Genomic DNA, 23,974 nt, shown 5'->3' with positions numbered 1-23,974 from the left:
CCGGAAAAGCCCCGCTCCGGCGGGGCTTTTCTGCGTTGTGGCGACCGGAGGGCGGCGCCCGTCAGCGGATCGGCCAGCGCCCGTCGACCTCGTCATCGGGATCGATGCGCCCGATCCGCACGAAGTACTCGGTGAGGCTGGCGGCCTGCGCGCGCGCCCAGGCCACCTGCTGCGTGTGGAGTTCGCGCGCGCTCTCCGGCAGCCACGGCGCATAGCGCTCGGCGAGCGCCTGGGCGACGCGACCGGCGGCCACGGCGTCGGCGGAGGCCTCGTGCGCCGCGTCGAGTCGCACGGCGTAGTGGGCCGCGACGACGTCGAGGGTGCGCTTGCCGCGCCGGTAGCGGTCGTAGCGCTTGTCGACCACGAGCGGATCGATCACCGGGAACGGATCGATGATCGGCGGGATGCCGTGCCGCACCGCCTCGTGCTTGAGCAGCGAGAAGTCGTACGGGGCGTTGTAGGCGACGACCGGGATGCCGGCATCGAGCAGACCGCGCAGCGCGTGCACGACCTGTTCCACCACCTCCCGCGCCGGGCGGCCTTCTGCGCGCGCCCGGGTCGTCGTGATGCCGTGTACGGCCGTCGCGCCCGCGGGGATCTCCACGCCGGGATCGGCCAGCCAGTCCTGTGAGCGGATCGCCCGCCCGGTCGCATCGAGCAGGCCGACGTGCGCGGTGACCACGCGGTCTCGGGTGACGTCGACACCGGTGGTCTCGAGGTCGAACACGCCCACGACGCGCACCCAGTCGGGGGTCGCGAACAGGGGGAGCGGCTCCGCCGTGCTCTGGTCCATGCCGCTCACGGTATGCGATACCGCCGACATCGCCGCCGAGGCGCACCGCCGGGGCTCGTAGACTCGACGGGTGGCCGCATCCCATCCCTACGCGACGCTCCTGGACGCCATCCCCGTGCAGCGGCACGAGGTGCCCGTGCTCGGCGGCACGACCGCGTACTGGGTGTACGGCCCTCTCGATGCCCAGGTCACGGTGGTCGCGGTGCACGGATTCCGCGGCGAGCACCACGGTCTCGAACCGGTGGTCGCGCATCTGCCGCACGTGCGGGTGGTCTCACCCGATCTCCCGGGCTTCGGCGAGACAGCGCCGCTGCCCGGCCGTACCCACGATCTGACGACCTACGCCCAGTGGCTCACCTCCTTCGTCGCCGCGGTCGCTCCCGGGGCCGTCATCCTCGGCCACTCGTTCGGATCGATCGTCGTGGCAGCCGCGGTCGCCGGCGCGCTCGAGACGCCGCGCGTGATCCTCGTGAACCCGATCGGAGCACCGGCGCTGCAGGGTCCCCGGGGCATCCTCACGCGCCTCGCCGTCTTCTACTACTGGGCCGGTGCCCGGCTGCCGCGCGCGCTCGGCGACGCGCTGCTGCGCAACGGTCTGATCGTGCGGGTCATGAGCGAGTCGATGGCCAAGACGAAGGATGCCGCGCTGCGGCGCTTCATCCACGATCAGCACGACACCTACTTCTCGCGCTTCGCCGACCGCGATGTGCTGCACGACGCCTTCCTGGCGTCGGTGTCGCACGACGTGCGCGCGTTCGCCCCGCGCATCGCTCAGCCGACCCTGCTCGTGGCGGCCCAGAAGGACGACATCACGCCGATCGAGGCCGAGCGCGCCCTGGCCGCGATGTTCCCGTCCGCGCAGCTGGTCGAGATCCCCGACGTCGGCCACCTGATCCACTACGAGACGCCGGCCGCCGCGGCCGAGGCGATCACGCGCTTTCTCGCGCCTTCCGACGCCGGTACGCGTTGACGTTCATGCGGTTGCCGCAGTTGCCGGTGTCGCAGTACCGCTTCGAGCCGTTCTTCGAGTAGTCGACGTAGACGGCGTCGCAGTCGTCGGCGTCGCACGTGCGCACGCGCCCGTACTCGTCGGCGCGGATGACATCGATGAAGGCCATCGCCGCCTCCACCATGATGCGCGTCGCCAGCGGAGACTCGTCGGAGGTCGCGTGGATGTGCCAGTCGTACTCGTCGTGGATCACGAGCCGGGGGAGTGCCTCGCCGTCGGCGAGCATCGCGTTGACCAACGGCACGGCGCCGTCCCGGTCGACCTGCCACAGGGCGGCCAGCCGCGCCCTCACCTCCCGGACCGCGGCGAGGGCTGCGGCGTCCTTGCGCAAGGTTCCCGAGTAGGGGTTGGCCGCGAGGAATCGGTCCAGGTCGGCGAGCGAGGTGAGCGTGTCGTCGCCATCGAATCCCGGCAGGGTGTTGACGAGGTCGACGACCATCATGAGCGTCCGCTTCGTGTCATGGATGAAAACCATATTGACTCCTGACATCCGCATCGATACTGTCACCAGTGTAATCACGCTTCACTCCTGACAGTCGGACTCGCGCATGACCGCTCCCACCGCTCCCATCCCGGTGATCCTCGCACCCGCCCCCGCGCGGCTGCGCACGAGCGGGCTCGTGCTCGCCGTGGCCTCCGCCTTCGCGTTCTCCTCCAGCGGGCCGTTCGTCAAGCCGCTCCTGGAGGCAGGCTGGTCGCTGGGGGCGGCGCTGCTGGTGCGCATGGGGGTCGCGGGCCTGGTCCTGTCGCCCGCTCTCATCCGCGCGATGCGCGCGAACCCGGGCCTGCTGCGGGCGCACTGGCGCATGTTCGTGGGCTTCGGGCTCATGCCCGTGCTCGGCTGCCAGCTCCTGTTCTTCTCGGCGATGCAGCGGATGCCGGTGGCCGTGGCCCTGCTCATCCAGTACCTCGCGCCGGTGATGCTGGTCGCCTTCGTGTGGCTGCGCACGAAACGGCGGCCTTCGTCGCTCGTGCTCTGGGGGTCGGTCGTCGCGATCACGGGACTGGTCATGGTGGTCGACATCGGCGGCGCGTCGTTCGAGCTGCTGGGCACGGTGTTCGCCCTGGGGGCGGCGGTGTGCGTGTGCGCATACTTCGTGATCGCCGAGCGCACGGGTGACGACCTGCCGCCCTTGGCGCTGGCCGCAGGCGGTCTGCTGCTGGGTGCCGCGGTGATGGCGGGCCTGTGCCTCACCGGTGTGATGCCGTTCCGCGCACCGGCGGTGGAGGTGGTGCTCGCCGGCGTGACGGTGCCCTGGTGGATGCCGCTGCTGTGGGTCGCGGCGATCGGGACGACCCTCGGCTATGCGCTCGGGGTCATGGCCGTGCCCCGTGTCGGGTCGCGGGTGGCCTCGTTCGTCGGGCTGTCGGAGGTGCTGTTCGCCCTCGGGTTCGCGTGGGTGTTCCTGGGCGAGGTGCCCGTCGCTATGCAGTTCGTGGGCGGTGCGCTGATCCTCGCCGGGGTGGTGCTGATCAAGGTCGACGACGTGCGCTACGAGTCCCGTCGCGCGAGCTCCATCAGCGGAGCGACGCGGTAGGGGATCACCTCGCCCATCGCCAGCGACGTCTCGGTGCGCTCGACGCCCTCGATCGCGAGGATGCGGGCATCGGTGTCGAAGAGGTGCTGCGTATCGCGGCATGCCACCCGCACGAGGAGATCCACCTGGCCGCTCAGTCCGTGCGCCTGCACGATCTCGGGCACGCGCAGCATCTCCGCGGTGATGCGGGGCAGGTCTGCCTGACGCACGATCACGTTGATGAAGGCCTCGATCGGGAACCCGAGCGAGGCCGAGGAGATCGCCCGCTCATACGACAGGAACACGCCTGCGCGGTCGAGGCGGGCCATGCGCGCCTGCACCGTGTTGCGGGACAGGCCCAGGCGCTCGGCGAGGGCGACGACCGTCGCACGGGGATCGGCCGAGAGGGCCGCGAGAAGCTCGAGGTCCACGTGATCCATTGCGCTCATACTGCGAAACGATAGCACTGCTTCGAGGCCCGATGATACGCAACATGCTCAAACACCACGCACAAGCTTGAGCTAGGTGCGCGCCCGACGTATCGTCGGCAGTGTCCGGCGACGACGCCGGGTGACCTACGACGGCCCCCCACGAAGGCGGCCGAGACGAGAGGGATGACGATGACGCACACCCTGACTCCGACAGCCGAACCGGCGACCGACATCGATGACGTCGCGCGGCTGCTGACCCCCGGAGGCGAGCGCGTCTCCGACCCCGACCTCGAGCGGTGGGTGGCCGATGTCGACGCCGCCGGCCTGCGTGACCTGTATCGCGACATGATGCTCGTGCGGCGCATCGACACCGAGGGCGTCGCACTGCAGCGCCAGGGCCAGCTCGGCCTCTGGGCGCCGTGCCTGGGACAGGAGGCCGTGCAGGTGGGCACCGCGCGCGCCTTCCGCCGCGACGACTTCGTGTTCCCGAGCTACCGCGAGATCGGCGTCAACTTCGTGCGCGGCGCGAAGCCCGCAGACTTCGTGCTGGCGTGGCGCGGCGAAGAGCACTCGACCTACAACCCCTACGACATCAACACCGCGACGCCGCAGATCATCATCGGCGCCCAGTCGCTGCACGCCGTCGGCTACGCGATGGGCATCCAGCGCGACGGGACCGATCAGGTCGCCGCGGCCTACTTCGGCGACGGTGCCTCCAGTCAGGGCGATGTCAACGAGGCCATGGTGTTCGCCTCGTCGTTCCGCGCTCCGGTCGTGTTCGTGTGCACCAACAACCAGTGGGCGATCTCGGAGCCGGTGACGGTGCAGGCGAAGTTCCCGATCGCCGGTCGCGCGCCGGGATTCGGCATCCCGAGCCTGCGCGTCGACGGCAATGACGCCCTTGCCTGTCTCGCGGCCATGCGGTGGGCGGTCGACCACGCCCGGCGCGGCGAGGGGCCGGTGTTCCTCGAGGCGGTGACCTACCGCATCGGCCCGCACACCACGTCGGACGACCCGACGCGCTATCGCGACAAGGAGGAGGTCGAGCGCTGGCGCCGGCGCGATCCGATCGCCCGCATCGAAGCGGTGCTGCGCGCCGAGGGCGGCTTCGACGACGAGTTCGCCCGTGAGGTCGCCGCCCAGGCGGACACCCTCGCGGCCGAGGTGCGCGCCGCCGCCATGGGGGCGACCTCCCGCGCGCCCATCGGCGTGCTCGATCACGTGTACGAGGAGCCGCACACCGGCCTCGAGGAGCAGCGCGAATGGTTCTCGCGCTACCTCGCCGGCTTCGAGACCGAGGAGGCGGCACGATGACGCAGCTCACCATGGCCAAGGCCATTGGCGCGGGCCTGCACCGCGCGATGGCCGACGACCCGAAGGTGCTCGTGATGGGCGAGGACATCGGCAAGCTCGGCGGCGTCTTCCGCATCACCGACGGCCTGCTCGACGCGTACGGCGCGCAGCGGGTCATCGACACGCCGCTGGCGGAGGCCGGCATCATGGGCACTGCGGTCGGTCTCGCGTTCCGCGGCTACCGCCCCGTCGTGGAGATCCAGTTCGACGGCTTCGTGTACCCGGCCTTCGACCAGATCGTGTGCCAGGTCGCCAAGCTCCACTACCGCACCCGCGGCAACGTGAAGATGCCGATCACGATCCGCATCCCGTGGGCGGGGGGAGTGGGCGCCGCCGAGCACCACTCCGAGTCGCCCGAGGCGTACTTCGTGCACACGTCGGGTCTGCGCGTGGTCGCCGTCTCGAACCCGCAGGACGCCTACGTGATGCTGCGTCAGGCGATCGCGTGCGACGACCCGGTGGTCTACTTCGAGCCCAAGCGGCTGTACCACCAGAAGGGCGAGGTCGACCTGGACGCCGACCTCGCCGACGCCGCGCCCATGGGCGTGGCCCGTGTCGCGCGCCCCGGCAGCGACGTCACGCTGCTCACCTACGGATCGCAGGTGGCGACGGCGATGGATGCCGCCACCGCCGCCGAGGACGACGGCGTCTCGATCGAGGTGATCGACCTGCGGTCGATCTCACCCGTCGACTACCGCACGGTCACCGCATCGGTCCGAAAGACCGGGCGCGTCGTGGTCACCCACGAGGCCGCCCGCGAGGCGGGGGTGGGTGCGGAGCTCATCGCGAGCGTCACCGAACGCTGCTTCAACCACCTGGAGGCCGCCCCCGTGCGCGTCACCGGCCACGACATCCCGTACCCGCCCGCCAAGCTCGAGAAGCACCATCTGCCCGACCTGGATCGGATCCTCGATGCGGTCGACCGCGTGCTCGACCGGCCGAACAGCATGACGGGGGTGGAGCTGTGATGCAGGAGTTCCGTCTGCCCGATCTCGGCGAGGGGCTCCCGGAGGCGGAGCTCGTGCAGTGGCTGGTCGCCGAGGGCGACGAGGTCGCCCTCAACCAGACCATCGCCGAGGTGGAGACCGCCAAGGCGGTGGTCGAGCTTCCGTCGCCGTTCGCGGGGACGGTGGCGCGGCTGCACGCCGCCGCGGGCGATGTCATCGAAGTCGGCTCGGTGATCATCGCGTTCGCCATCGCCGGCGACGATGAGGCGGATGCCGCGCCCACCGCGCCGGCCGCTGCGGAGCCCACCTCGGCCGCTCCGGATGCCGCCGCCTCGGTCGACGACGGCGACCCGGCGGAGTCCTCCGCCAATGCCGCCGACGAGGCTGGAGGGCCGAATCTCGTCGGCTACGGCGCCGCGCCCCGCAGCGCCGCGCGACCTCGGCGCCGCGCCCGCGTGAGTGCGGGCGGCGGGGCGAGCGCCGACACCGCGGTGCTGGAGGCCGCGCCCCACGATGCGGTGCGGCCGCTGGACACGGCGGGCGAACGGGTGCTCGAGCGCCCGCGCTCGACGCCGCCGGTGCGCATGCTCGCCAAGAAGCTCGGGGTCGATCTCGCCCTCGTCGAGGCCACCGGGGCGGATGGCGTCATCACGCGCGCCGACGTCGAAGCGTACGCCGAGCATGTGGCCGCGGCGCCCGCTCCGCCGTCGGCGACCCCCACCACGGCGCCGGCGCCTGCCGCCGTATCGACGGGCGCCGACCGCACCACCCGCACGCCGATCCGCGGCGTGCGGCGCGCGACCGCCGACGCGATGGTGCGCAGCGCCTTCACCGCGCCCCACGTGACCACCTTCCTCACGGTCGATGTCACCGCCACGACCGAGCTGCTCGCCTCGTTCAAGGCCGACCGCGCGCTGCAGGACCATCGCATCGGCATCCTCGCCGTCGCGGCCAAGGCGGTGTGCCTCGCCCTCTCTCGCACCCCGGAGCTGAACTCGCGGTGGGACGAGGAGGCCGGGGAGATCGTCGCGCACCACTACGTCAACCTGGGGATCGCCGCGGCGACCGGGCGCGGCCTGGTCGTCCCGAACATCCGCGACGCCCAGGAGCTGACGCTGGTGGAGCTGGCCGACGCGATCCGCGAACTGGCCGAGACGGCGCGATCGGGCCGCACCGCCCCCGCCGACATGCGCGGCGGAACGTTCTCCCTCACGAACGTGGGAGTGTTCGGCGTCGATGCGGGCACGCCCATCCTCAACCCCGGTGAAGCAGGCATCCTCGCCCTGGGCGCGGTGCGCCGTCAGCCGTGGGAGCACCGCGGGGAGATCGCGCTGCGCGAGGTCACGACCCTCGCGCTGTCGTTCGACCACCGCCTCGTCGACGGGGAGCAGGGGGCGCGGTTCCTCGTCGACGTCGCGGATGTGCTGCGCGAGCCGGGTCGCGCCATGCTGATGCGCTGACCGGCGCGTGCGCGCCTGACCGGCCGGTGCGGCCGACCGGTCAGGCGCGCAGCGCGGCGAGCGCCATGTCGGCGAGGATGCGGCGCGCTTCGACGTCGGAGACGGCGGGCCGGGTCGCGCCTCGATGGGCGTGCAGCACGTGGGGCGTGGAGTTGATGAGCCCGAAGCACGCGTGCGCGCGCACGCGCAAGTCGCCCGCAGTGCGGTCGGGGTGGAGATCGGCCAGCACCCCGATCCAGACCTCGACGTACTCCCGCTGGAGGCGGCGCACTTCGTGGGCGGAGTCCGATGCGAGGCTCGCCAGGTCGCGGTCCTGCACGCGGATCACATCGGCCTGATGCAGGGCGAAGTCGACGTGGAAGTCCACGAGCGCGCGCAGTCGCGACAGCGCGTCGGGCGACGACGAGGCGACCTCGCGGCCGCCGTCCCGCAGGCGTCTGCTCACCTCGATCAGCAGGGAGCTCAGCAGCGCCTGCTTGTTGGCGAAATGACGGTACAGCGCCGGGCCCGAGACGCCGACGGCGGAGCCGAGGTCTTCCAGGCTCACCCCGCTGAAGCCGCGCTCGGCGAACAGGCGGGCGGCTTCCCGCAGAATCGCCGCGTGTCGATCCGCTTTCGCGCGGTCGCGTTCGGTCGCCCCTGTTGTCATTTCAGTTAATCCTCGCTAACCTGACTCTCAGTTAGTGAACACTAACCGGAGCGATCCCGCCGCGACAACCGGCGTGATCCGATCGTGACGTCGACGGAGATCTCATGAGCACGCTGCAGACCGCGCTGTCGCACGACGACGCCTTCGCCCGCGCCCGCGAGGCCCAGGCGGCCCTGGCCGCCGATCTGCGTGAGCGGCTCGCCGCGGCATCCCTCGGCGGGCCCGCCGCGTCCCGCGAGCGCCACGTCGCCCGCGGCAAGCTCCTGCCACGGGATCGGGTGGCGCGGCTGCTCGACGAGGGCAGTCCCTTCGTCGAGGTGGCGCCGCTGGCGGCGGACGGACTCTACGACGGGGAAGCGCCGGCGGCGGGTGTGATCGCCGGCATCGGGCTCGTCCACGGCCGGCACGTGATGGTCGTGTGCAACGATCCGACCGTCAAGGGCGGCACCTACTTCCCGATGACGGTGAAAAAACACCTGCGCGCCCAGGAGATCGCGCTCGAGAACCGACTGCCGTGCGTCTACCTGGTCGACTCCGGCGGCGCGTTCCTGCCGATGCAGGACGAGGTCTTCCCCGACCGCGACCACTTCGGCCGCATCTTCTACAACCAGGCCCGACTTTCCGCCGACGGCGTCCCGCAGATCGCGGCGGTGCTCGGATCGTGCACCGCCGGCGGCGCGTACGTGCCCGCGATGAGCGATGAGACCGTGATCGTGCGCAACCAGGGCACCATCTTCCTCGGCGGCCCGCCGCTGGTGAAGGCGGCGATCGGCGAAGTGGTCACGGCGGAGGAGCTCGGCGGGGGAGAGCTCCACGCCCGCCGCTCGGGGGTGGTCGACCACCTCGCCGAAGACGACGAGCACGCCCTGGAGATCGTGCGGGACATCGTCGCGACGCTTCCGCCGCCGGCCGAACCCGCGTGGGAGGTCGTCGCCTCGTCGCCGCCCGCCGTCGATCCGCGCGATCTGTACGGCGCCGTGCCGGTCGATGTGAACCAGCCCTACGACGTGCGCGAGGTGATCGCGCGACTGGTCGACGACAGCGCCCTGCACGAGTTCAAGCGCGAGTACGGCGACACGCTCGTCACCGGGTTCGCCCGGATCCACGGCCACCCCGTGGGCATCGTGGCCAACAACGGCGTGCTGTTCAGCGAGTCCGCCCAGAAAGGCGCCCACTTCATCGAGCTGTGCGACCAGCGCGGCATCCCCCTGCTGTTCCTCCAGAACATCTCCGGCTTCATGGTCGGCCGCGACGCCGAGGCCGGCGGCATCGCGAAGGACGGCGCGAAGATGGTGACCGCCGTGGCCACCACCCGCGTGCCCAAGCTCACCGTCGTCATCGGCGGGTCGTTCGGCGCCGGAAACTACTCGATGTGCGGGCGTGCGTACTCGCCGCGGTTCCTGTGGACCTGGCCCGCCAGCCGCATCTCGGTGATGGGCGGGCCGCAGGCGGCGTCGGTGCTCTCCACGGTGAAGGCCGACCAGCTCGCCGGCCGGGGCGAGGAATGGGTTGCCGCCGACCGGGCCGCTTTCGAGGACGGCATCCGCGCGCGCTACGACGAGCAGGGCAGCCCGTACTACGCCACCGCCCGCCTGTGGGACGACGGCGTGATCGATCCGGCCGACACCCGGGATCTGCTCGGGCTCGCCCTCGACGTCGTCTCCCGCACCCCCCTGCCCGAACCCCGCTTCGGCGTCTTCCGGATGTGAGCCCCATGACTTCGCCCTCTCCGTCCCGCCCGTTCGACACGGTCCTGGTCGCCAACCGCGGTGAGATCGCCCGCCGGGTCATCCGCACGCTCCGGAAGCTGGGCATCCGCTCCGTCGCCGTCTACAGCGACGCCGATGCCGACGCCCCCCACGTGCGGGAGGCCGATGCCTCGGTGCGGATCGGCCCTGCCGCGGCGGCCGCCTCCTACCTCGACATCGCGGCCGTCGTCTCCGCCGCGCAGGCGAGCGGAGCCCAGGCGGTGCATCCGGGTTACGGGTTCCTCTCCGAGAACGCGGCGTTCGCCCGGGCGTGCGAGGAGGCGGGGATCACGTTCATCGGCCCCGGAGAGCGCGCGCTCGAGGTGATGGGCGACAAGATCCGGGCCAAGGAGCACGTGGCCGCGCACGGCGTGCCCACCGTCCCCGGGTTCAGCGCCGTCGGGATGACCGACGACGAGATCGCCGCGCACGCGGCGGCGACGGGCTTCCCGCTGCTGGTCAAGCCCTCCGCAGGCGGCGGAGGCAAGGGCATGCAGATCGTGCGATCGGACGCGGAGCTGCCCGAGGCACTGGCGACCGCCCGCCGGGTGGCGGCGGCTTCGTTCGGCGACGACACCCTGCTGCTGGAGCGCCTCATCGAGCGCCCGCGCCATATCGAGGTGCAGGTGCTCGCCGACGCGGCCGGCGCGGTCATCCACCTCGGTGAGCGCGAGTGCACCCTGCAGCGGCGTCACCAGAAGGTCATCGAGGAGGCCCCGTCGCCAGTGATCGACGCCACGACGCGCGCCCGACTGGGGGCCGCCGCGTGCGCCGCCGCCGCGTCGGTCGCCTACCGGGGTGCGGGAACCGTCGAGTTCCTCGTCGCCGGCGACCGCCCCGAGGAGTTCTTCTTCATCGAGATGAACACCCGCCTGCAGGTGGAGCACCCCGTCACCGAGATCGTGACCGGCGTCGACCTCGTCGAGCAGCAGCTGTGGATCGCGGCGGGCGAGCCCCTCGCGCTGGTGCAGGACGACATCGTGCTCCGCGGCCACGCCGTCGAGGCCCGCGTCTACGCGGAAGATCCCGCGCGCGGCTTCCTCCCCGACACGGGAGAGGTGCTGAGGTGGCGGGCACCGCGCAGCGCCCGCACCGACGGCGCCGTCGAGACCGGCAGCGTCGTCACCGCCGACTACGACCCGATGATCGCCAAGGTCATCGCGTCGGGCTCCGACCGCGCGGAGGCGCTCGCCGGGCTCGACGACGCGCTCGCGCACACCGTGCTGCTCGGGCTCGAGACGAACATCGGATTCCTCCGCGCGCTCCTGGCCGACGACCGGGTGCGCCGTGGCGAGCTCGACACGGGCCTCATCGACCGGCTGCCGCCCTACGCGGCCCCCGCTCCCTCACCCGGTGCGCTGGCGGCGGCCGCATGCGCGGCGAGGCCGGCGATGTCGGGTGCGACGCGGGTCGGCGCGCTGTGGTCGTCGGGATCGGGCTGGCGTCTGGGCGCCGAGCCGGTGCCCGCGCGCGTGCACCTGCAGGATGCCGTGACCGGCGTCGTGCACGACGTCGTGCCCGCCCCGGACCGGCCCGGCGGCGACGCCGCCCACGAGAGCGCGACCGGCGGCGACGGCACGGTGTGGGTGCACGACGGCGGGACCGCGCGACGGCTCCGGCCCCTCACCCGTAGCGCGGCGACGGCGGCGCGCCTCGCGGCGCGCGCGCGGGTGGAGGCCGCCGCCGATCCGGACCTGCGCGCCCCCATGCCCGGAGCGGTCGTCGCGGTGCACGTCGGCGACGGCGACGCCGTGAGCGCCGGCGACCGCATCCTCACCATCGAGGCGATGAAGATGGAGCACCCCGTGGTGGCCCCTCACGACGGGATCGTGCGCCTCGACACCCCGGTCGGCGCCCAGGTGCGCCGCGACCAGGTGCTCGCCCACGTCGCACCGCCCTCCGCAGACCCCGCCGCCCCGGCATCCACCCCCGCCTCCTGACCCCGAGGGATCGCACAATGGACACCCGTTACGACACCTACGACCTCACCGACGAGGAGCGCGAGCTGGCCGGCCTGGTACGCGCCTTCGCCGACGACGTCGTCGCACCGGTCGCCTACGAGGCCGATCGCACCAAGACCCTCCCGATGGACGTGGTCGCCCAGATGGGGGAGATGGGCCTGTTCGGCCTGCCCTTCCCGGAGGAGTACGGGGGACAGGGCGGCGACTACTTCGCGCTGTGCCTGGCGATCGAGGCGCTCGGACGCGTCGACCAGTCGATCGCCATCACCCTCGAGGCCGGCGTGAGCCTGGGCGCGATGCCCGTGTTCCGGTTCGGCACCGAGGAGCAGAAGCGGGAGCTGCTGCCCGACCTGCTCGCCGGTCGCGCTCTGGCCGGCTTCGGCCTGACCGAGCCCGAAGCGGGCTCCGACGCGGGCGCCACCCGCACCACGGCACGGCTCGACGCGGGCGAGTGGGTCGTGAACGGCTCCAAGCAGTTCATCACGAACTCGGGTACCGACATCACCCGCTTCGTGACCGTCACGGCCGTCACGGGCGAAGACGAGCGCGGCAAGCAGATCTCGACCATCATCGTGCCCACCGGGACCCCCGGGTTCACGGTCGAGCCGCCCTACGACAAGGTCGGCTGGCACGCCTCCGACACCCACCCGCTCACCTTCCGCGACGCCCGCGTGCCCGAGGCGAACCTGCTCGGCGCGCGCGGCCGGGGATTCGCGAACTTCCTCCACATCCTCGATGAGGGGCGCATCGCGATCGCCGCGCTGTCGACCGGCGCCGCCGAGGGGTGCCTGGAGGCAGCCGTCGACTACGCGCGCTCGCGCACGGTGTTCGGCGAGGCGCTCGCGACCCGCCAGAGCATCCAGTTCCTCCTGGCCCGCATGCACCAGCGCGTGCACGTCGCCCGGCTCGCCTGGCATCACGCGGCGCGGCTGCGCGACGCGGGCAAGCCCTTCAAGACCGAGGCTGCCCTGGCCAAGCTCACCGCGAGCGATGCCGCGATGGACAACGCGCGCGATGCCACGCAGGTGTTCGGCGGCAACGGCTTCATGAACGAGTACCCCGTCGCGCGGCACTATCGCGACTCGAAGATCCTCGAGATCGGCGAGGGGACGAGCGAAGTGCAGCTGCTCGTGATCGCCCGCGCGCTGGGGGTAGCGTGAAGGACATGCCCGACACCGACGCGGCCGGCGGAATCGTCCAGCGCGGACGCTACTTCGACGAGCTCGAGGTCGGTCAGCGGTATCTCCACCGCCCGGGCCGCACCGCCACCGAGGCCGACAACGTGCTGTTCTCCTCGGTCACCATGAACACGCAGGCGCTGCACCTCGACGCGGCGTACTCGGCGACGCAGCCGTTCGGCCGACGCCTCATGAACTCGATGTGGACGCTGTCCACGATGGTCGGCGCCTCGGTGACCCAGCTCACGCAGGGCACGCTCGTCGCCCAGCTCGGTCTGAGCGATGTGTCGTTCCCGGCGCCGCTGTTCCACGGCGACACCCTGTACGTCGAGACGGAGATCGTGGACATGAGACTGTCGGCGTCGCGGCCGGGGCAGGGCATCGCGACCCTCCGCCACACGGGCCGCAACCAGGACGACGTCGTCGTCGCCGTCGCCACCCGCGTGGCCCTGATGTGGTGCCGGGATGCCGCACCCGAGGGATCCGCGTGATGTTCGATCTCGGACCCGCCCTCCTGTTCTGCCCGGCAGACCGTCCGGAGCGCTTCGCGAAGGCGCTCGATCGTGCGGACGCGGTGATCCTCGACCTCGAGGACGCCGTCGCCGCCGCCGACAAGACGGCCGCGCGGGGCGCAATCATCGACTCGGAGCTCGATCCTGCACGCGTCATCGTGCGCGTCAACCCTCCCGAGTCAGAGGAGTTCGTCTCCGACCTGTCGACGCTGTCGCAGACCGACTACCGCCGCATCATGATCGCGAAGGCCCAGTCGCCGAAGCGCCTCGCCCGCGTCGATGCCCGGTTCGAACTCGTCGCACTGTGCGAGACGGCCAAGGGCATCGCCCAGGCCGATCGCATTGCGGCGCTCGAGAACGTGTCGGCGCTCATGTGGGGTGCCGAAGACCTGGTCGCCAGTATCGGCGGCACCTCCAGCCGTGCCGCGAACGGGCGGTACCGCGACGTCGCGCGCTACGCGCGCTCCCGCGTGCTGCTGGCCGCCGCGGCGCGCGGCAAGGCCGCGATCGACGCAGTGCACCTCGACATCGGCGACTCCGCGGGCCTCGCGGCCGAGGCCGCCGACGCGGCGGCCTCGGGATTCGCCGCGACCGCCTGCATCCACCCGAGTCAAGTCGCCGTCATCCGCGGCGCGTATCGCCCCGACGAGACCTCGGTCGCCTGGGCGCGCGGGGTGCTCGCGGCGGCACAGGCCGAGCGGGGGGTCTTCGCCCACGAGGGGCGCATGGTCGACGAGCCCGTGCTGCGGCACGCGCGCGCGCTGCTGCGTCGCGCCGGGGGCTGAATCAGGTGAACCCGGGGGCTGAATCAGGCGACGCCGGGGGCTGAATCAGGCGACGCCGGCGTAGGAGAGCAGGCGCAGACGCTCGCGCTCGTAGAGCATCGTGTGGGCGGAGCCGTTCTGCAGGCGCTCACCTGCGAGCGGAAGCGCGCCGCCCGAGGCGTGTGCGATGAGCTCGCGGATCAGCCCGCCGTGAGCGACGACGATCAGCGACGCGGCCGCAGGCGCCGTCTGCCGGCGCACGTCGGCGACCGCGCGCTCGAGGGCCGCCAGCCCACGGGCGCGAAGGTCCGGCAGCGTCTCTGCGCCCGGCACCGCGCGCGCCCAGGTCTCGCCGTATTCCGCGCGGAACTGCGCGATATCCATGCCCTCGGCCACGCCGTAGGAGCGCTCGCGCAGTGCCGGGGTGAGCGCGGGCGCGTCGAGGCCCAGCTCGTGGGCGATGATCGCGGCCGTCTCCGCCGCGCGCGACAGATCGCTGGCGACCACCGACACCGGCTGCGTCAGATCCAGGGTGTCCCGAAGCGCCGCCGCGGCAGCGCGCGCCTGCGCGCGTCCGGTGTCGTTGAGGGGGATGTCCGTCGACCCCTGGATTCGTCGGTCGCGGTTCCAGTCGGTCTCGCCGTGGCGGATGAGGGTGAGGACGGTCACGGTCGACCAGCCTACGCGGCGCCCGGGGGGAGAAGGCTGAACGGCCGGTGGACGGCGGTCACCCGACCGCCGGGAGCTGAGCCGCGATCGCGCCCAGCACCTCGCTGGTGCCGGCGTCGATCTTCACGGTCGCGCGGGCGTCGGCGCGCGTCGCGCCCCGATTGACGATCACCACCGGCAGGCGCCGACGGCGCGCGCGCTCGAGCAGCCGGATGCCGGAGTTGACGACCAGCGACGAGCCGGCGATCACGAGCGCGTCGCTGGTGTGGACCAGCTGCTCCGCCTCACGGAACTTCTCGGCCGGGATGAACTCGCCGAAGAACACGACGTCGGGCTTGAGGACGCCGCTGCAGACGCTGCACGTCGGCACGACGAAGCCGTCGGTGCTCTCGGGCAGCACGTCGCCGTCGGGTCCGAGCGCCACCGCGTCGGGCACGGCGATCCAGGGGTTGTCGGCCTCGACGCGCACCGCGAGATCGCGGCGGTCGAACACCTGGCCGCACTGGGTGCAGAAGACGCGCCGCATGGTGCCGTGCAGCTCCACGACCCGCCGGCTGCCGGCGCGCACATGCAGTCCGTCGACGTTCTGGGTGACCACGCCGCGCGCGATGCCGCGGGACTCGAGGTCGGCCAGGGCCCGATGGCCCGCGTTGGGCGCCGCCCCGGCGAACGAGCGCCAGCCCAGGTGGCTGCCCACCCAGTACCGGCGGCGGGCGGCATCGGTCCCGAGGAACTGGTCCACGGTCATCGGCGTGCGCACGGGCGCGCCCTGACCGCGGTAGTCGGGGATGCCGGAGTCGGTGGAGATGCCGGCGCCGGTGAGCACGGCGATGCGGCGGCCGGCGAGAACGTCCACCGCGCGGGCGATGCCGTCGGCGGTCTCGGGCGCGAGCTCGGTCGTGATCGTCACGCGGCACCTCCTCTGTCGGCGAGTGTACGGGGCGGGCTTTACGCGGATGTTACGGGCGCGTCCCGCGCCCGACCTGAGAGAGTGGGCGGTGGAGGTGCACATGTCGATCGTGCCGATCGCCGACGCCGCCGATGAGCGGCTGCGGGACTACCGGGATCTCACCGATGTCGCCCTGCGGCGCGTGATCGAGCCCGAGGGCGGGCTCTACATGGCCGAGAGCGCCAAAGTGCTCGAAAGGGCGCTGCGCGCGGGGCACCGCCCGCGCTCGGTGCTGGCCCAGGAGCGGTGGCTCCCCGATGCCGAGCGGCTGCTCGCCGGGGTGCCCGAGGTGCCGGTGTACGTGGTCCCGGCCGAGGTCGCCGAAGGGGTGACCGGCTACGCCGTGCATCGGGGCATGCTCGCCGCGATGCACCGGCCGGCGCTCCCGGCTGTGGAGGACGTCGTCGCGGGCGCGCGACTGGTCGTCGTGCTCGAGGACATCGTCGACCACACCAACGTCGGCGCGATCTTCCGGGCGGCGGCGGGCCTCGGCGCCGACGCGGTGCTGGTGACCCCGCGCTGTGCGGATCCGCTGTACCGCCGCAGCGTGCGGGTGAGCATGGGCACCGTCTTCCAGGTGCCGTGGACGCGGCTGCCCGAGTGGGACGTCGCGGGCGGCATCCTGCACCGCGCGGGGTTCACCCTGGCCGCGCTCGCCCTCGCGGACGACGCGGTGTCGCTCGACGCCTTCGCCGACGCCCGGCACGATCGCGTCGCGCTGGCCTTCGGCTCGGAGGGCGACGGGCTCAGCCGGGCGGCGCTGCGGGCCGCCGACACGGTGGTGACGATCCCGATGGCCGGCGGGGTCGACTCGCTCAACGTGGCCGCCGCCAGCGCGGTGGCCCTGTGGGCCCTGCGACCGGGACGCTAGGCGCAGCGCAGGCTAGTCCCCGGCGGGGGCGTCGGGCGCGGCATCCCTCGGCAGCGGCTCGGCCGCAGCGGTCGTGTAGGGCAGCGCGGCCGGGCGCTTGGCGGTGATGTCGTCGCCGGAGGACTGGTGGCGCAGCCGCCGCAGCACCCAGGGCATCAGGAACTCACGCGCCCACACCAGGTCGGAGCCGCGCGCCGCGCGCCACGTGCGCGTCGGCACCGGGTCGGGCTGCATCGGGAGCAGGTCGTTGGGCACGTTGAGCGCGCGCAGCACCATGCGGGCGACCTCGTGGTGGCCCAGCCGGTTCAGGTGCAGGCGGTCGTCGTCGAAGAACCGCATGTCCTGGATCTCCTTGAGCGCCCACTGGTCGGCGACGATGCAGTCGTACTTGTCGGCGATCGCGCGGATGTTCTCGTTGTAGATCGCGACCTTGCCGCGGATGCCGCGGAACACCGGCGTGAAGTTCGTGTCGATGCCGGTGAAGACCACCACCGTCGCGCCGTCGCCCCCGAGGCGCACCACGGCGTCCTCGAACTGCTCCGCCACCGCGTCGGGGTCGGACCCGGGTCGGATGACGTCGTTGCCGCCCGCCGAGAAGGTCACGAGGTCGGGCTTGAGAGCCAGCGCGGGCTCGAGCTGCTCCGCCACGATCTGACCGATGAGCCGGCCGCGGATCGCGAGATTGGCGTAGGCGAAGTCGTCGACGGACGCCGAGAGCACCTCGGCGACGCGGTCCGCCCACCCGCGGTGCCCGCCCGGCGATGACGGCTCGGGGTCGCCGATCCCCTCGGTGAAGGAGTCGCCGACCGCGACGTAGCGCCGCCACGGGTGCGGCTGCGCGTTCGGGATGTACGGGGTGCGGTTGTCGTTCGGGTGCATCGTGTACCTCGGTTCGTGACCTCGGATCAGACTATCCGCGCGGGAACGGCACGCGGTCCCCGGCGCGGCGATGTCGCCGGCGTCGCCTATCGTGGAGACTCGCTGTCGCGATCCAGGGGAGGGATGCCGATGCACGACGCGCCGCCGACGGAAGAGGCGCACATCGGCAGCTTCGCCGCTGAGCACCTGTCGCCGTCGTACCCGCAGCGCGCGCCGTGGGGGACCGCCCAGCGTCTGCGGGCGTGGCAGGCCGAGGCGCTCGACCAGTACTTCGCGATGGACGGGCCCGACGGACCGGGGGGCGGTCCGCGCGACTTCCTGGCAGCCGCGACGCCCGGCGCCGGGAAGACGACCTTCGCCCTGCGACTGGCCAGTGAGCTGCTGCGCCGACGCATCGTCGACCGCATCGTCGTGGTCGCACCCACCGAGCATCTGAAGACGCAGTGGGCCGATGCCGCCGCCCGCGTGTCGATCCGCCTGGATCCGCGCTTCAGCAACCGTCACGCCGCCCCCTCGCGGCAGTATCACGGGGTCGCGGTCACCTACGCGCAGGTCGCGGTGAAGTCGTCCGTGCACCAGCGGCTGACGATGGATGCCCGCACCCTGGTGATCCTCGACGAGGTGCACCACGGCGGCGACGCCCTCAGCTGGGGCGACGCGCTGCGCGACGCGTACGGTCGCGCCACACGCCGGCTGCTGCTGTCGGGCACGCCGTTCCGCAGCGACACCGCCCCGATCCCGTTCGTCGAGTACCACCCCGATGAGAAGGGCATCCGCCTCTCGCGCACCGACTACGCCTACGGATACCGGCGGGCGCTCGAGGACGGCGTCGTACGGCCCGTGATCTTCCTCGTGTACGCGGGCCAGATGCGCTGGCGCACCAAGACCGGCGACGAGATGGAGGCGCAGCTCGGCCAGGACAACACGAAGGACATCACCGCGCAGGCGTGGCGCACCGCGCTCGACCCGGAGGGGGAGTGGATCCCGGCGGTGCTGCGCTCGGCGGACCGCCGCCTGAGCGAGGTGCGCGAGCAGATCCCGGATGCCGGAGGACTGGTCATCGCGACCGATCAGACCGCCGCCCGGGCGTACGCGGCGATCCTGGAGTCGATCAGCGGCGAGAGGCCCACCGTGGTCCTCTCCGACGAAGCCGAGGCGTCGTCGCGCATCGAGGAGTTCTCCACCGGCGCGAGCCGGTGGATGGTCGCCGTGCGCATGGTGTCGGAGGGCGTGGACGTCCCCCGGCTCGCGGTCGGCGTCTACGCCACGAGCGCATCGACCCCGCTGTTCTTCGCGCAGGCGATCGGGCGCTTCGTGCGCGCCCGGCGGCGCGGCGAGACGGCGAGCGTGTTCCTGCCCCAGGTGCCGCAGCTGACCTCGCTGGCGGGGGAGATGGAGCGTCAGCGCGACCACGCCCTCGATCGCGACAGCGACGGCGATGACGAGTGGAACGCCGAAGAAGACCTCATGGATGCCGCCGAGCGCGAGGACAAGGCATCCGACGCCCTCACCGAGGAGTTCACCTATCAGGCCCTCGGCTCGGTGGCCCACTTCGACCGGGTGATGTTCGACGGCAAGGAGTTCGGGCAGCTGGCGGTGCCGGGCACCCCCGAGGAGGAGGAGTTCCTGGGCCTTCCGGGCCTCCTCGAGCCCGAGCACGTGCACGAGCTGCTCATGCAGCGCCAGGCGCGCCAGGGACGCCACCGGCGCGTGCGGGAGGCGCGGGAGTCGGGGGCCGAGGCGTCCACGGCCGACGCCCCACCTCAGGCGCTGCACCGCACCCTCGCCGAGCAGCGGCAGCTGCTGAACAGCCTGGTCGGCCTCTACGCGCGTCAGTCGGGCGAACCGCACGGCATGGTGCACGCCGAGCTCCGGCGGGTGTGCGGGGGCCCGGCGGTCTCGCACGCGACCGTCACACAGCTGCAGGCCCGCATCGACCTGCTGCGCCGACGCGTGCACTCCTGAATCGGGCGAGGCGCTTCTCGGAAACCCGAAACGCTGGCAATCCGCCGACGTGCGCTCCGGCGCCGTGCGGGATCGCTACGGTGGTGACCACCGTCGCCGTCAGGAGGACCCCCTGTCCGCATCGCTTCCGCCGCCGACCGCCCGCGATCGTCGTCGCTGGGCGCAGTATCTGGTGAACGAGCGTGCCGAGGCGCGCGTGTACCGCCGGCTCGCCGCACGGCGCGCCGGCGAGGAGCGGGACATCCTCCTGGCCCTCGCCGATGCCGAGGGGCGCCACGAGGCGCACTGGCTGGGTCTGCTCGGCGGTGAGCCCGCTCGACTGCCGCGCCCCGACGCCCGCACGCAGCTGCTCGGGTCGATGGCCCAGCGTTTCGGATCGATCTTCGTGCTCGCACTGGCACAGAACGCCGAGGCGCGCTCTCCCTACGACAGCGAGCCGTACGCGACCCCCGCGATGGCGGCCGATGAGCGCATCCACCACGAGGTCGTGCGCGGGCTCGCCGCCCGGGGGCGGCGGCGGCTGTCGGGAACCTTCCGCGCCGCGGTGTTCGGCGCCAACGACGGACTGGTCTCCAACCTCGCCCTCGTGATGGGCATCGGCGCGACCGGTGTCGCCCCGCAGTTCGTGCTCTTCAGCGGCATCGCGGGACTCCTGGCGGGGGCGCTGTCGATGGGGGCGGGGGAGTTCGTCTCGGTGCGGTCGCAGCGGGAGCTGCTCGCCGCCACCGAACCCAACAACGACGCCGACCACGTGCTGCCCGACCTCGACCTCGACGCGAACGAGCTCGCGCTGGTGTACCGCACGCGGGGGATGAGCACGCCAGATGCGCTGGAGCGTGCGCGGGCGGTGCTCGCCGACGCGCACTCCGCCGATCGCTCGCAGCCCTACCGGCTCCCCGACGAGAACGGCGACGCCCATGAGGTGGTGGGCGGCGCCCTCGGCGCGGCCGTCTCCAGCTTCCTCTTCTTCGCGTCCGGCGCGATCATCCCGGTGCTGCCGTGGATCTTCGGCCTGAGCGGACTGGTCGCCGTCGTGCTCGCACTCGTGCTCGTCGGCATCGCGCTGCTGGCGACGGGTGCGACGGTGGGGCTGCTCAGCGGTGCGCCGCCGCTCGCGCGCGCCCTGCGCCAGCTCGCGATCGGATTCGGCGCCGCGGCCGTGACGTACGGCCTCGGCCTCGCGTTCGGCGTCAGCGTGGCCTGACGTCCTGCTCGCTGGATCCGGCGACGTCGGCCGCTCGCCCGCGGAGAACAGAGGCCGGAAACGGGAAAAGGGCCCCTTTCGGGGCCCTTTTCCTTCTGTGCGCGAGGGGGTGTCTGGTTTCAGGACATCGTTGACGCCTGTTCGCGTGGATCGGGCTCGTGATCGTTGACACGTGAGTCGGGACATCGTTGACACCACCGACGTCGTGATCGTTGACGGGTGAGTCGCGTCATCGTTGACGCCCCGGCGTCGGGACGATGCGGTGGTGAAGCCGAAGAATCTTGTCATCGTCCGTGCTGTCCGCGACCAGGGCCTGACGCACGCGGAAGCCGCCGCCCGATACGGAGTCACCCGGCAATGGGTGCACGTCCTCGTCCGCCGCTACGACGCGGACGGCCCCGACGGTGTCACACCCCGGTCGCGGGCGCCGAAGACCCGCCCCGGCGCGACACCCGACGCGGTGGTCACCCGCGTCATCGAGCTGCGACACGAGCTGGTCAGATCGGGCGCGGACGCGGGACCGGCGACGATCGCATGGCACCTCGAACAAGAGGGCCACCACGGGCCGTCAACCGCGACGATCCGCCGCATCCTGCACACCGCGGGCCTCATCACCCCCGCACCCGAGAAACGCCCCCGCTCCTCATACATCCGGTTCGAAGCAGATCTGCCCAACGAGTGCTGGCAGGCCGACATCACCCACTGGCACCTGTCCACCGGTATCCGGGTCGAGATCCTCGACTTCCTCGACGACCATGCCCGCTACCTCCTCACCATCCACGCCGCAGCCGCGTTCACCGGCCCGATGGTCGTCACCGCGATGACCGACCTGATCAGCCGATACGGCCCGCCCGCGTCAACACTGACCGATAACGGACTGGTATTCACCACCCGCCTCGCCCGCCACAAAGGCGCCCGCGGCGGGTTCGAGAAACTGATCGCCGCGCACCACATCACCCAGAAGAACGGCCGCCCCGGACACCCGCAGACCCAGGGGAAGATCGAACGCTTCCACCAGACCCTGAAACGCTGGCTCGCCGCCCGCCCGCTACCCGACACCATCGAGCATCTGCAGACCCTGCTGGACGAGTTCCGCACCTGGTACAACACCGCCCGCCCACACCGCTCTCTCAACCGCCGCACCCCGGAGCAGGCCTACAGGCCCTCCCGAAAGCAACCCCGAACGGCAAGCCCACCTCCGAGTGGCGGACCCGCACCGACAAAGTCGACCAGCACGGAAAGCTCACCGTCCGATACGCCGGCACACTCCGCCACCTCGGCGTCGGGAAAGCCCACGCCGGCACACCCGTGCTCATGCTCATCAAAGACCGCGAAGTCTCCGTCAGCGACATGAACACCGGCGAGATCATCGCCGAACACACCATCGACCCGACCCGGAACTACCAGCCCCGAAAGCAATGAGAACGCCCGTCAACGATGACCCGACTCACCAGCACGCCGTCACCGTCAACACCACGAACCCAACAAAAAAGCCCTGAGTCGCAACATCGTGTAAACGATGTCGCGACTCAGGACATTCTGTGCGCGAGGGGGGACTTGAACCCCCACGCCCTATACGGGCACTAGCACCTCAAGCTAGCGCGTCTACCTATTCCGCCACCCGCGCAGGTGGTTTTCGGTTTCGCAACCGAGGAACGACATTACCACGTTCCCGACAGACGCACGAATCGGGGCGGGCCCACGCGCATCCCGGGCGCGTCGGGGTGTGCACGGGCCTGTGGTGCGGCCGCGATACATTGGTGCGCATGCCCGAGGCCCCCGCTGCATCCGACGCCCCTCTGCCCGAGGTGGCCGCCGTCGCGCGAGACCTCATCCGGTTCGACACCACGAACCACGGCGGCGGTCGCGCCGCCGGGGAGCGCGAGGCTGCGGAGTACGTGGGCGCCTACCTCGAGGCACTCGGGCTGAAGCCGGAGTTCTACGAGCCGATCCCGCGCCGCACGAACGTCTCGGCGCGGGTGCCCGGCCGCGATCGCGAGAAGCCCGCCCTGGTGCTGCACGGTCACCTCGACGTCGTGCCCGCGATCGCCGAGGACTGGTCGGTCGACCCCTTCGCCGGCGTGGTGCAGGACGGGATGCTGTGGGGCCGTGGCGCGGTCGACATGAAGGACATGGATGCCATGATCCTCACCTCCGTCGCCGACATCCTCCGTGCGGGGGACCAGCCCGAGCGAGACCTCATCCTCACCTTCTTCGCCGATGAGGAGAACGGCGGCGTCGAAGGCTCCGCGCTCGTGGTCCAGGACCGGCCGCACTGGTTCGCGGGCGCGACCGAGGCGATCAGCGAAGTCGGCGGCTACTCGATCGCGGCGGCGGGCCGCCGCGCCTACCTCTTGCAGGTGGGGGAGAAGGCCCTGCTGTGGATCCGCCTCGTCGCCCACGGCCGTGCGGCGCACGGCTCCAGCTTCCACCCCGACAACGCCGTCACCGCGCTGGCCGAAGCCGTCGCGCGCCTGGGGCGCACCGCCTGGCCGATCCGTCTCACCGACACCACCCGCCGCACCGTCGACGGCCTTGCCGCGCTCACCGGTCTCGACCCCGCCGATCCGGACGCGGTGGCCGCCGGCGCGGGCGCGGCATCCGGGTTCCTCCGGTCGACCCTGCGCACGACCACCAACCCGACGGGGTTGACGGCCGGCTACAAGCACAACGTGATCCCGGATCGTGCCGAGGCGCTCGTCGACGTGCGCGTGCTGCCGGGAACCGAGCAGGCGGCTCTGGCCGACATCCAGGACATCGTGGGACCCGACATCGCGGTCGAGGTCGTGCACGCCGACATCGGGCTCGAGGTCCCCTTCGCGGGCGATCTCGTCGAGGAGATGGTGGCAGTGCTGGGTCGACACGATCCCGGCGTGCCCGTCATCCCGTACCTGATGGGCGGTGGCACCGACAACAAGGCCCTCGCGGGCCTGGGCATCACCGGCTACGGCTTCGCACCCCTGCGGCTCCCCGACGACCTCGACTTCACCGGCATGTTCCACGGGGTCGACGAGCGGGTGCCGATCGACGCGCTGGTCTTCGGACACACGGTCCTCGCCGACCTCCTGCGCACGTACTGACGACCCCCGGTGCGGCGCGATCCGCGTCGTCACCG

21 protein-coding genes, 1 tRNA gene and 1 pseudogene are annotated in these 23,974 nt (G+C 71.9%); 15 read left to right on the top strand and 8 right to left on the bottom strand.

Features of this window, described 5'->3' with window-relative positions; all coding sequences use genetic code 11:
* Positions 1 to 61: 61 nt before the first annotated feature.
* Complete coding sequence (locus HQM25_RS09505) at positions 62 to 793, bottom strand: 3'-5' exonuclease (RefSeq protein ID WP_254359244.1); 732 nt, start codon at positions 791 to 793, stop codon at positions 62 to 64.
* A gap of 70 nt (positions 794 to 863) precedes the next feature.
* On the opposite strand from HQM25_RS09505, the gene HQM25_RS09500 reads away from it, so the two are divergent.
* Positions 864 to 1,763, top strand: coding sequence for an alpha/beta fold hydrolase (locus HQM25_RS09500; RefSeq protein WP_172990011.1), 900 nt, complete (start codon positions 864 to 866; stop codon positions 1,761 to 1,763).
* Here HQM25_RS09500 and HQM25_RS09495 read toward each other — a convergent pair.
* On the bottom strand, positions 1,723 to 2,277 hold the full coding sequence (locus HQM25_RS09495; protein ID WP_172990010.1) for a CGNR zinc finger domain-containing protein: 555 nt from the start codon (positions 2,275 to 2,277) through the stop codon (positions 1,723 to 1,725). The two genes, HQM25_RS09500 and HQM25_RS09495, sit on opposite strands and share 41 nt — an antisense overlap.
* 73 nt (positions 2,278 to 2,350) lie before the next feature.
* On the opposite strand from HQM25_RS09495, the gene HQM25_RS09490 reads away from it, so the two are divergent.
* Positions 2,351 to 3,340 carry a DMT family transporter gene (locus HQM25_RS09490; protein ID WP_172990009.1) on the top strand — a complete coding sequence of 330 codons (990 nt, stop codon included), beginning with the start codon at positions 2,351 to 2,353 and terminating at the stop codon, positions 3,338 to 3,340.
* Here HQM25_RS09490 and HQM25_RS09485 read toward each other — a convergent pair.
* Complete coding sequence (locus tag HQM25_RS09485) at positions 3,295 to 3,768, bottom strand: Lrp/AsnC family transcriptional regulator (protein WP_172990008.1); 474 nt, start codon at positions 3,766 to 3,768, stop codon at positions 3,295 to 3,297. The genes HQM25_RS09490 and HQM25_RS09485 overlap by 46 nt on opposite strands.
* Before the next feature lie 165 nt (positions 3,769 to 3,933).
* Between HQM25_RS09485 and pdhA the strand changes: the two genes are divergently transcribed.
* Genes pdhA through HQM25_RS09470 form a run of 3 tightly spaced genes read left to right on the top strand, consistent with a single transcriptional unit; the run spans position 3,934 to position 7,510 of the window.
* On the top strand, positions 3,934 to 5,064 hold the full coding sequence (gene pdhA, locus HQM25_RS09480) for a pyruvate dehydrogenase (acetyl-transferring) E1 component subunit alpha (protein WP_172990007.1): 1,131 nt from the start codon (positions 3,934 to 3,936) through the stop codon (positions 5,062 to 5,064).
* On the top strand, positions 5,061 to 6,071 hold the full coding sequence (locus tag HQM25_RS09475) for an alpha-ketoacid dehydrogenase subunit beta (RefSeq protein WP_172990006.1): 1,011 nt from the start codon (positions 5,061 to 5,063) through the stop codon (positions 6,069 to 6,071). Before pdhA ends, HQM25_RS09475 begins: the two co-directional genes overlap by 4 nt.
* Positions 6,068 to 7,510 carry a dihydrolipoamide acetyltransferase family protein gene (locus tag HQM25_RS09470; RefSeq protein WP_172990005.1) on the top strand — a complete coding sequence of 481 codons (1,443 nt, stop codon included), beginning with the start codon at positions 6,068 to 6,070 and terminating at the stop codon, positions 7,508 to 7,510. Before HQM25_RS09475 ends, HQM25_RS09470 begins: the two co-directional genes overlap by 4 nt.
* Before the next feature lie 40 nt (positions 7,511 to 7,550).
* Here the strand turns inward: HQM25_RS09470 and HQM25_RS09465 are convergent, their stop codons facing one another.
* Positions 7,551 to 8,159, bottom strand: coding sequence for a TetR/AcrR family transcriptional regulator (locus tag HQM25_RS09465; RefSeq protein WP_172990004.1), 609 nt, complete (start codon positions 8,157 to 8,159; stop codon positions 7,551 to 7,553).
* A gap of 104 nt (positions 8,160 to 8,263) precedes the next feature.
* On the opposite strand from HQM25_RS09465, the gene HQM25_RS09460 reads away from it, so the two are divergent.
* The 5 genes from HQM25_RS09460 to HQM25_RS09440 are packed head-to-tail and all read left to right on the top strand — an operon-like array spanning position 8,264 to position 14,343.
* Positions 8,264 to 9,868: a carboxyl transferase domain-containing protein gene (locus HQM25_RS09460; protein WP_172990003.1), complete on the top strand. Its 1,605-nt coding sequence runs from the start codon at positions 8,264 to 8,266 to the stop codon at positions 9,866 to 9,868.
* A gap of 5 nt (positions 9,869 to 9,873) precedes the next feature.
* A complete protein-coding gene (locus HQM25_RS09455; RefSeq protein ID WP_172990002.1) occupies positions 9,874 to 11,847 on the top strand; it encodes an acetyl/propionyl/methylcrotonyl-CoA carboxylase subunit alpha in 1,974 nt (657 codons plus the stop codon).
* Positions 11,848 to 11,864: 17 nt separating this feature from the next.
* Entirely contained in the window at positions 11,865 to 13,028 is a 1,164-nt protein-coding gene (locus tag HQM25_RS09450; RefSeq protein ID WP_172990001.1) for an acyl-CoA dehydrogenase family protein, read from the top strand.
* A 5-nt stretch (positions 13,029 to 13,033) separates the two neighbouring features.
* Complete coding sequence (locus tag HQM25_RS09445; protein ID WP_172990000.1) at positions 13,034 to 13,537, top strand: MaoC family dehydratase; 504 nt, start codon at positions 13,034 to 13,036, stop codon at positions 13,535 to 13,537.
* Positions 13,537 to 14,343, top strand: a complete 807-nt coding sequence (locus HQM25_RS09440) for an HpcH/HpaI aldolase/citrate lyase family protein (protein ID WP_172989999.1) — start codon at positions 13,537 to 13,539, stop codon at positions 14,341 to 14,343. Before HQM25_RS09445 ends, HQM25_RS09440 begins: the two co-directional genes overlap by 1 nt.
* Positions 14,344 to 14,388: 45 nt before the next feature.
* Here HQM25_RS09440 and HQM25_RS09435 read toward each other — a convergent pair whose 3' ends face one another.
* Positions 14,389 to 14,991, bottom strand: coding sequence for a histidine phosphatase family protein (locus tag HQM25_RS09435; protein WP_172989998.1), 603 nt, complete (start codon positions 14,989 to 14,991; stop codon positions 14,389 to 14,391).
* Positions 14,992 to 15,049: 58 nt separating this feature from the next.
* Positions 15,050 to 15,901, bottom strand: coding sequence for a Sir2 family NAD-dependent protein deacetylase (locus HQM25_RS09430; RefSeq protein WP_254359241.1), 852 nt, complete (start codon positions 15,899 to 15,901; stop codon positions 15,050 to 15,052).
* Between the two features lie 100 nt (positions 15,902 to 16,001).
* On the opposite strand from HQM25_RS09430, the gene HQM25_RS09425 reads away from it, so the two are divergent.
* A complete protein-coding gene (locus HQM25_RS09425) occupies positions 16,002 to 16,811 on the top strand; it encodes a TrmH family RNA methyltransferase (protein WP_172989996.1) in 810 nt (269 codons plus the stop codon).
* 12 nt (positions 16,812 to 16,823) lie between these two features.
* Here HQM25_RS09425 and HQM25_RS09420 read toward each other — a convergent pair whose 3' ends face one another.
* The gene (locus HQM25_RS09420; protein ID WP_172989995.1) at positions 16,824 to 17,690 is read right to left on the bottom strand and encodes an SGNH/GDSL hydrolase family protein; all 867 of its coding nucleotides are present in this window, start codon (positions 17,688 to 17,690) and stop codon (positions 16,824 to 16,826) included.
* 129 nt (positions 17,691 to 17,819) lie between these two features.
* Here HQM25_RS09420 and HQM25_RS09415 point away from each other — a divergent pair, with 129 nt between their 5' ends.
* The 3 genes and pseudogenes from HQM25_RS09415 (at position 17,820) to HQM25_RS09405 (ending at position 22,281) form a co-directional block, all read left to right on the top strand.
* Positions 17,820 to 19,655 (top strand): DEAD/DEAH box helicase, encoded by a 1,836-nt coding sequence (locus tag HQM25_RS09415; RefSeq protein ID WP_172991598.1) that lies wholly within the window; start codon positions 17,820 to 17,822, stop codon positions 19,653 to 19,655.
* Positions 19,656 to 19,824: 169 nt separating this feature from the next.
* Positions 19,825 to 20,859, top strand: a complete 1,035-nt coding sequence (locus tag HQM25_RS09410) for a VIT1/CCC1 transporter family protein (RefSeq protein WP_438803632.1) — start codon at positions 19,825 to 19,827, stop codon at positions 20,857 to 20,859.
* 265 nt (positions 20,860 to 21,124) lie between these two features.
* Positions 21,125 to 22,281, top strand: a pseudogene (locus HQM25_RS09405) (IS481 family transposase).
* Positions 22,282 to 22,401: 120 nt separating this feature from the next.
* On the opposite strand, the gene HQM25_RS09400 reads toward HQM25_RS09405, so the two are convergent.
* Positions 22,402 to 22,486: transfer RNA gene (locus HQM25_RS09400), tRNA-Leu, on the bottom strand.
* 139 nt (positions 22,487 to 22,625) lie between these two features.
* Between HQM25_RS09400 and HQM25_RS09395 the strand changes: the two genes are divergently transcribed.
* The gene (locus HQM25_RS09395; RefSeq protein WP_172989994.1) at positions 22,626 to 23,939 is read left to right on the top strand and encodes a M20/M25/M40 family metallo-hydrolase; all 1,314 of its coding nucleotides are present in this window, start codon (positions 22,626 to 22,628) and stop codon (positions 23,937 to 23,939) included.
* Positions 23,940 to 23,974 lie beyond the last annotated feature (35 nt).

The organism is Microbacterium hominis, assembly GCF_013282805.1.
GTDB lineage: Bacteria > Actinomycetota > Actinomycetes > Actinomycetales > Microbacteriaceae > Microbacterium > Microbacterium hominis_B.
Note: the sequence above shows the minus strand (reverse complement) of the source record. Positions and strands in the feature narration are given on the sequence as shown.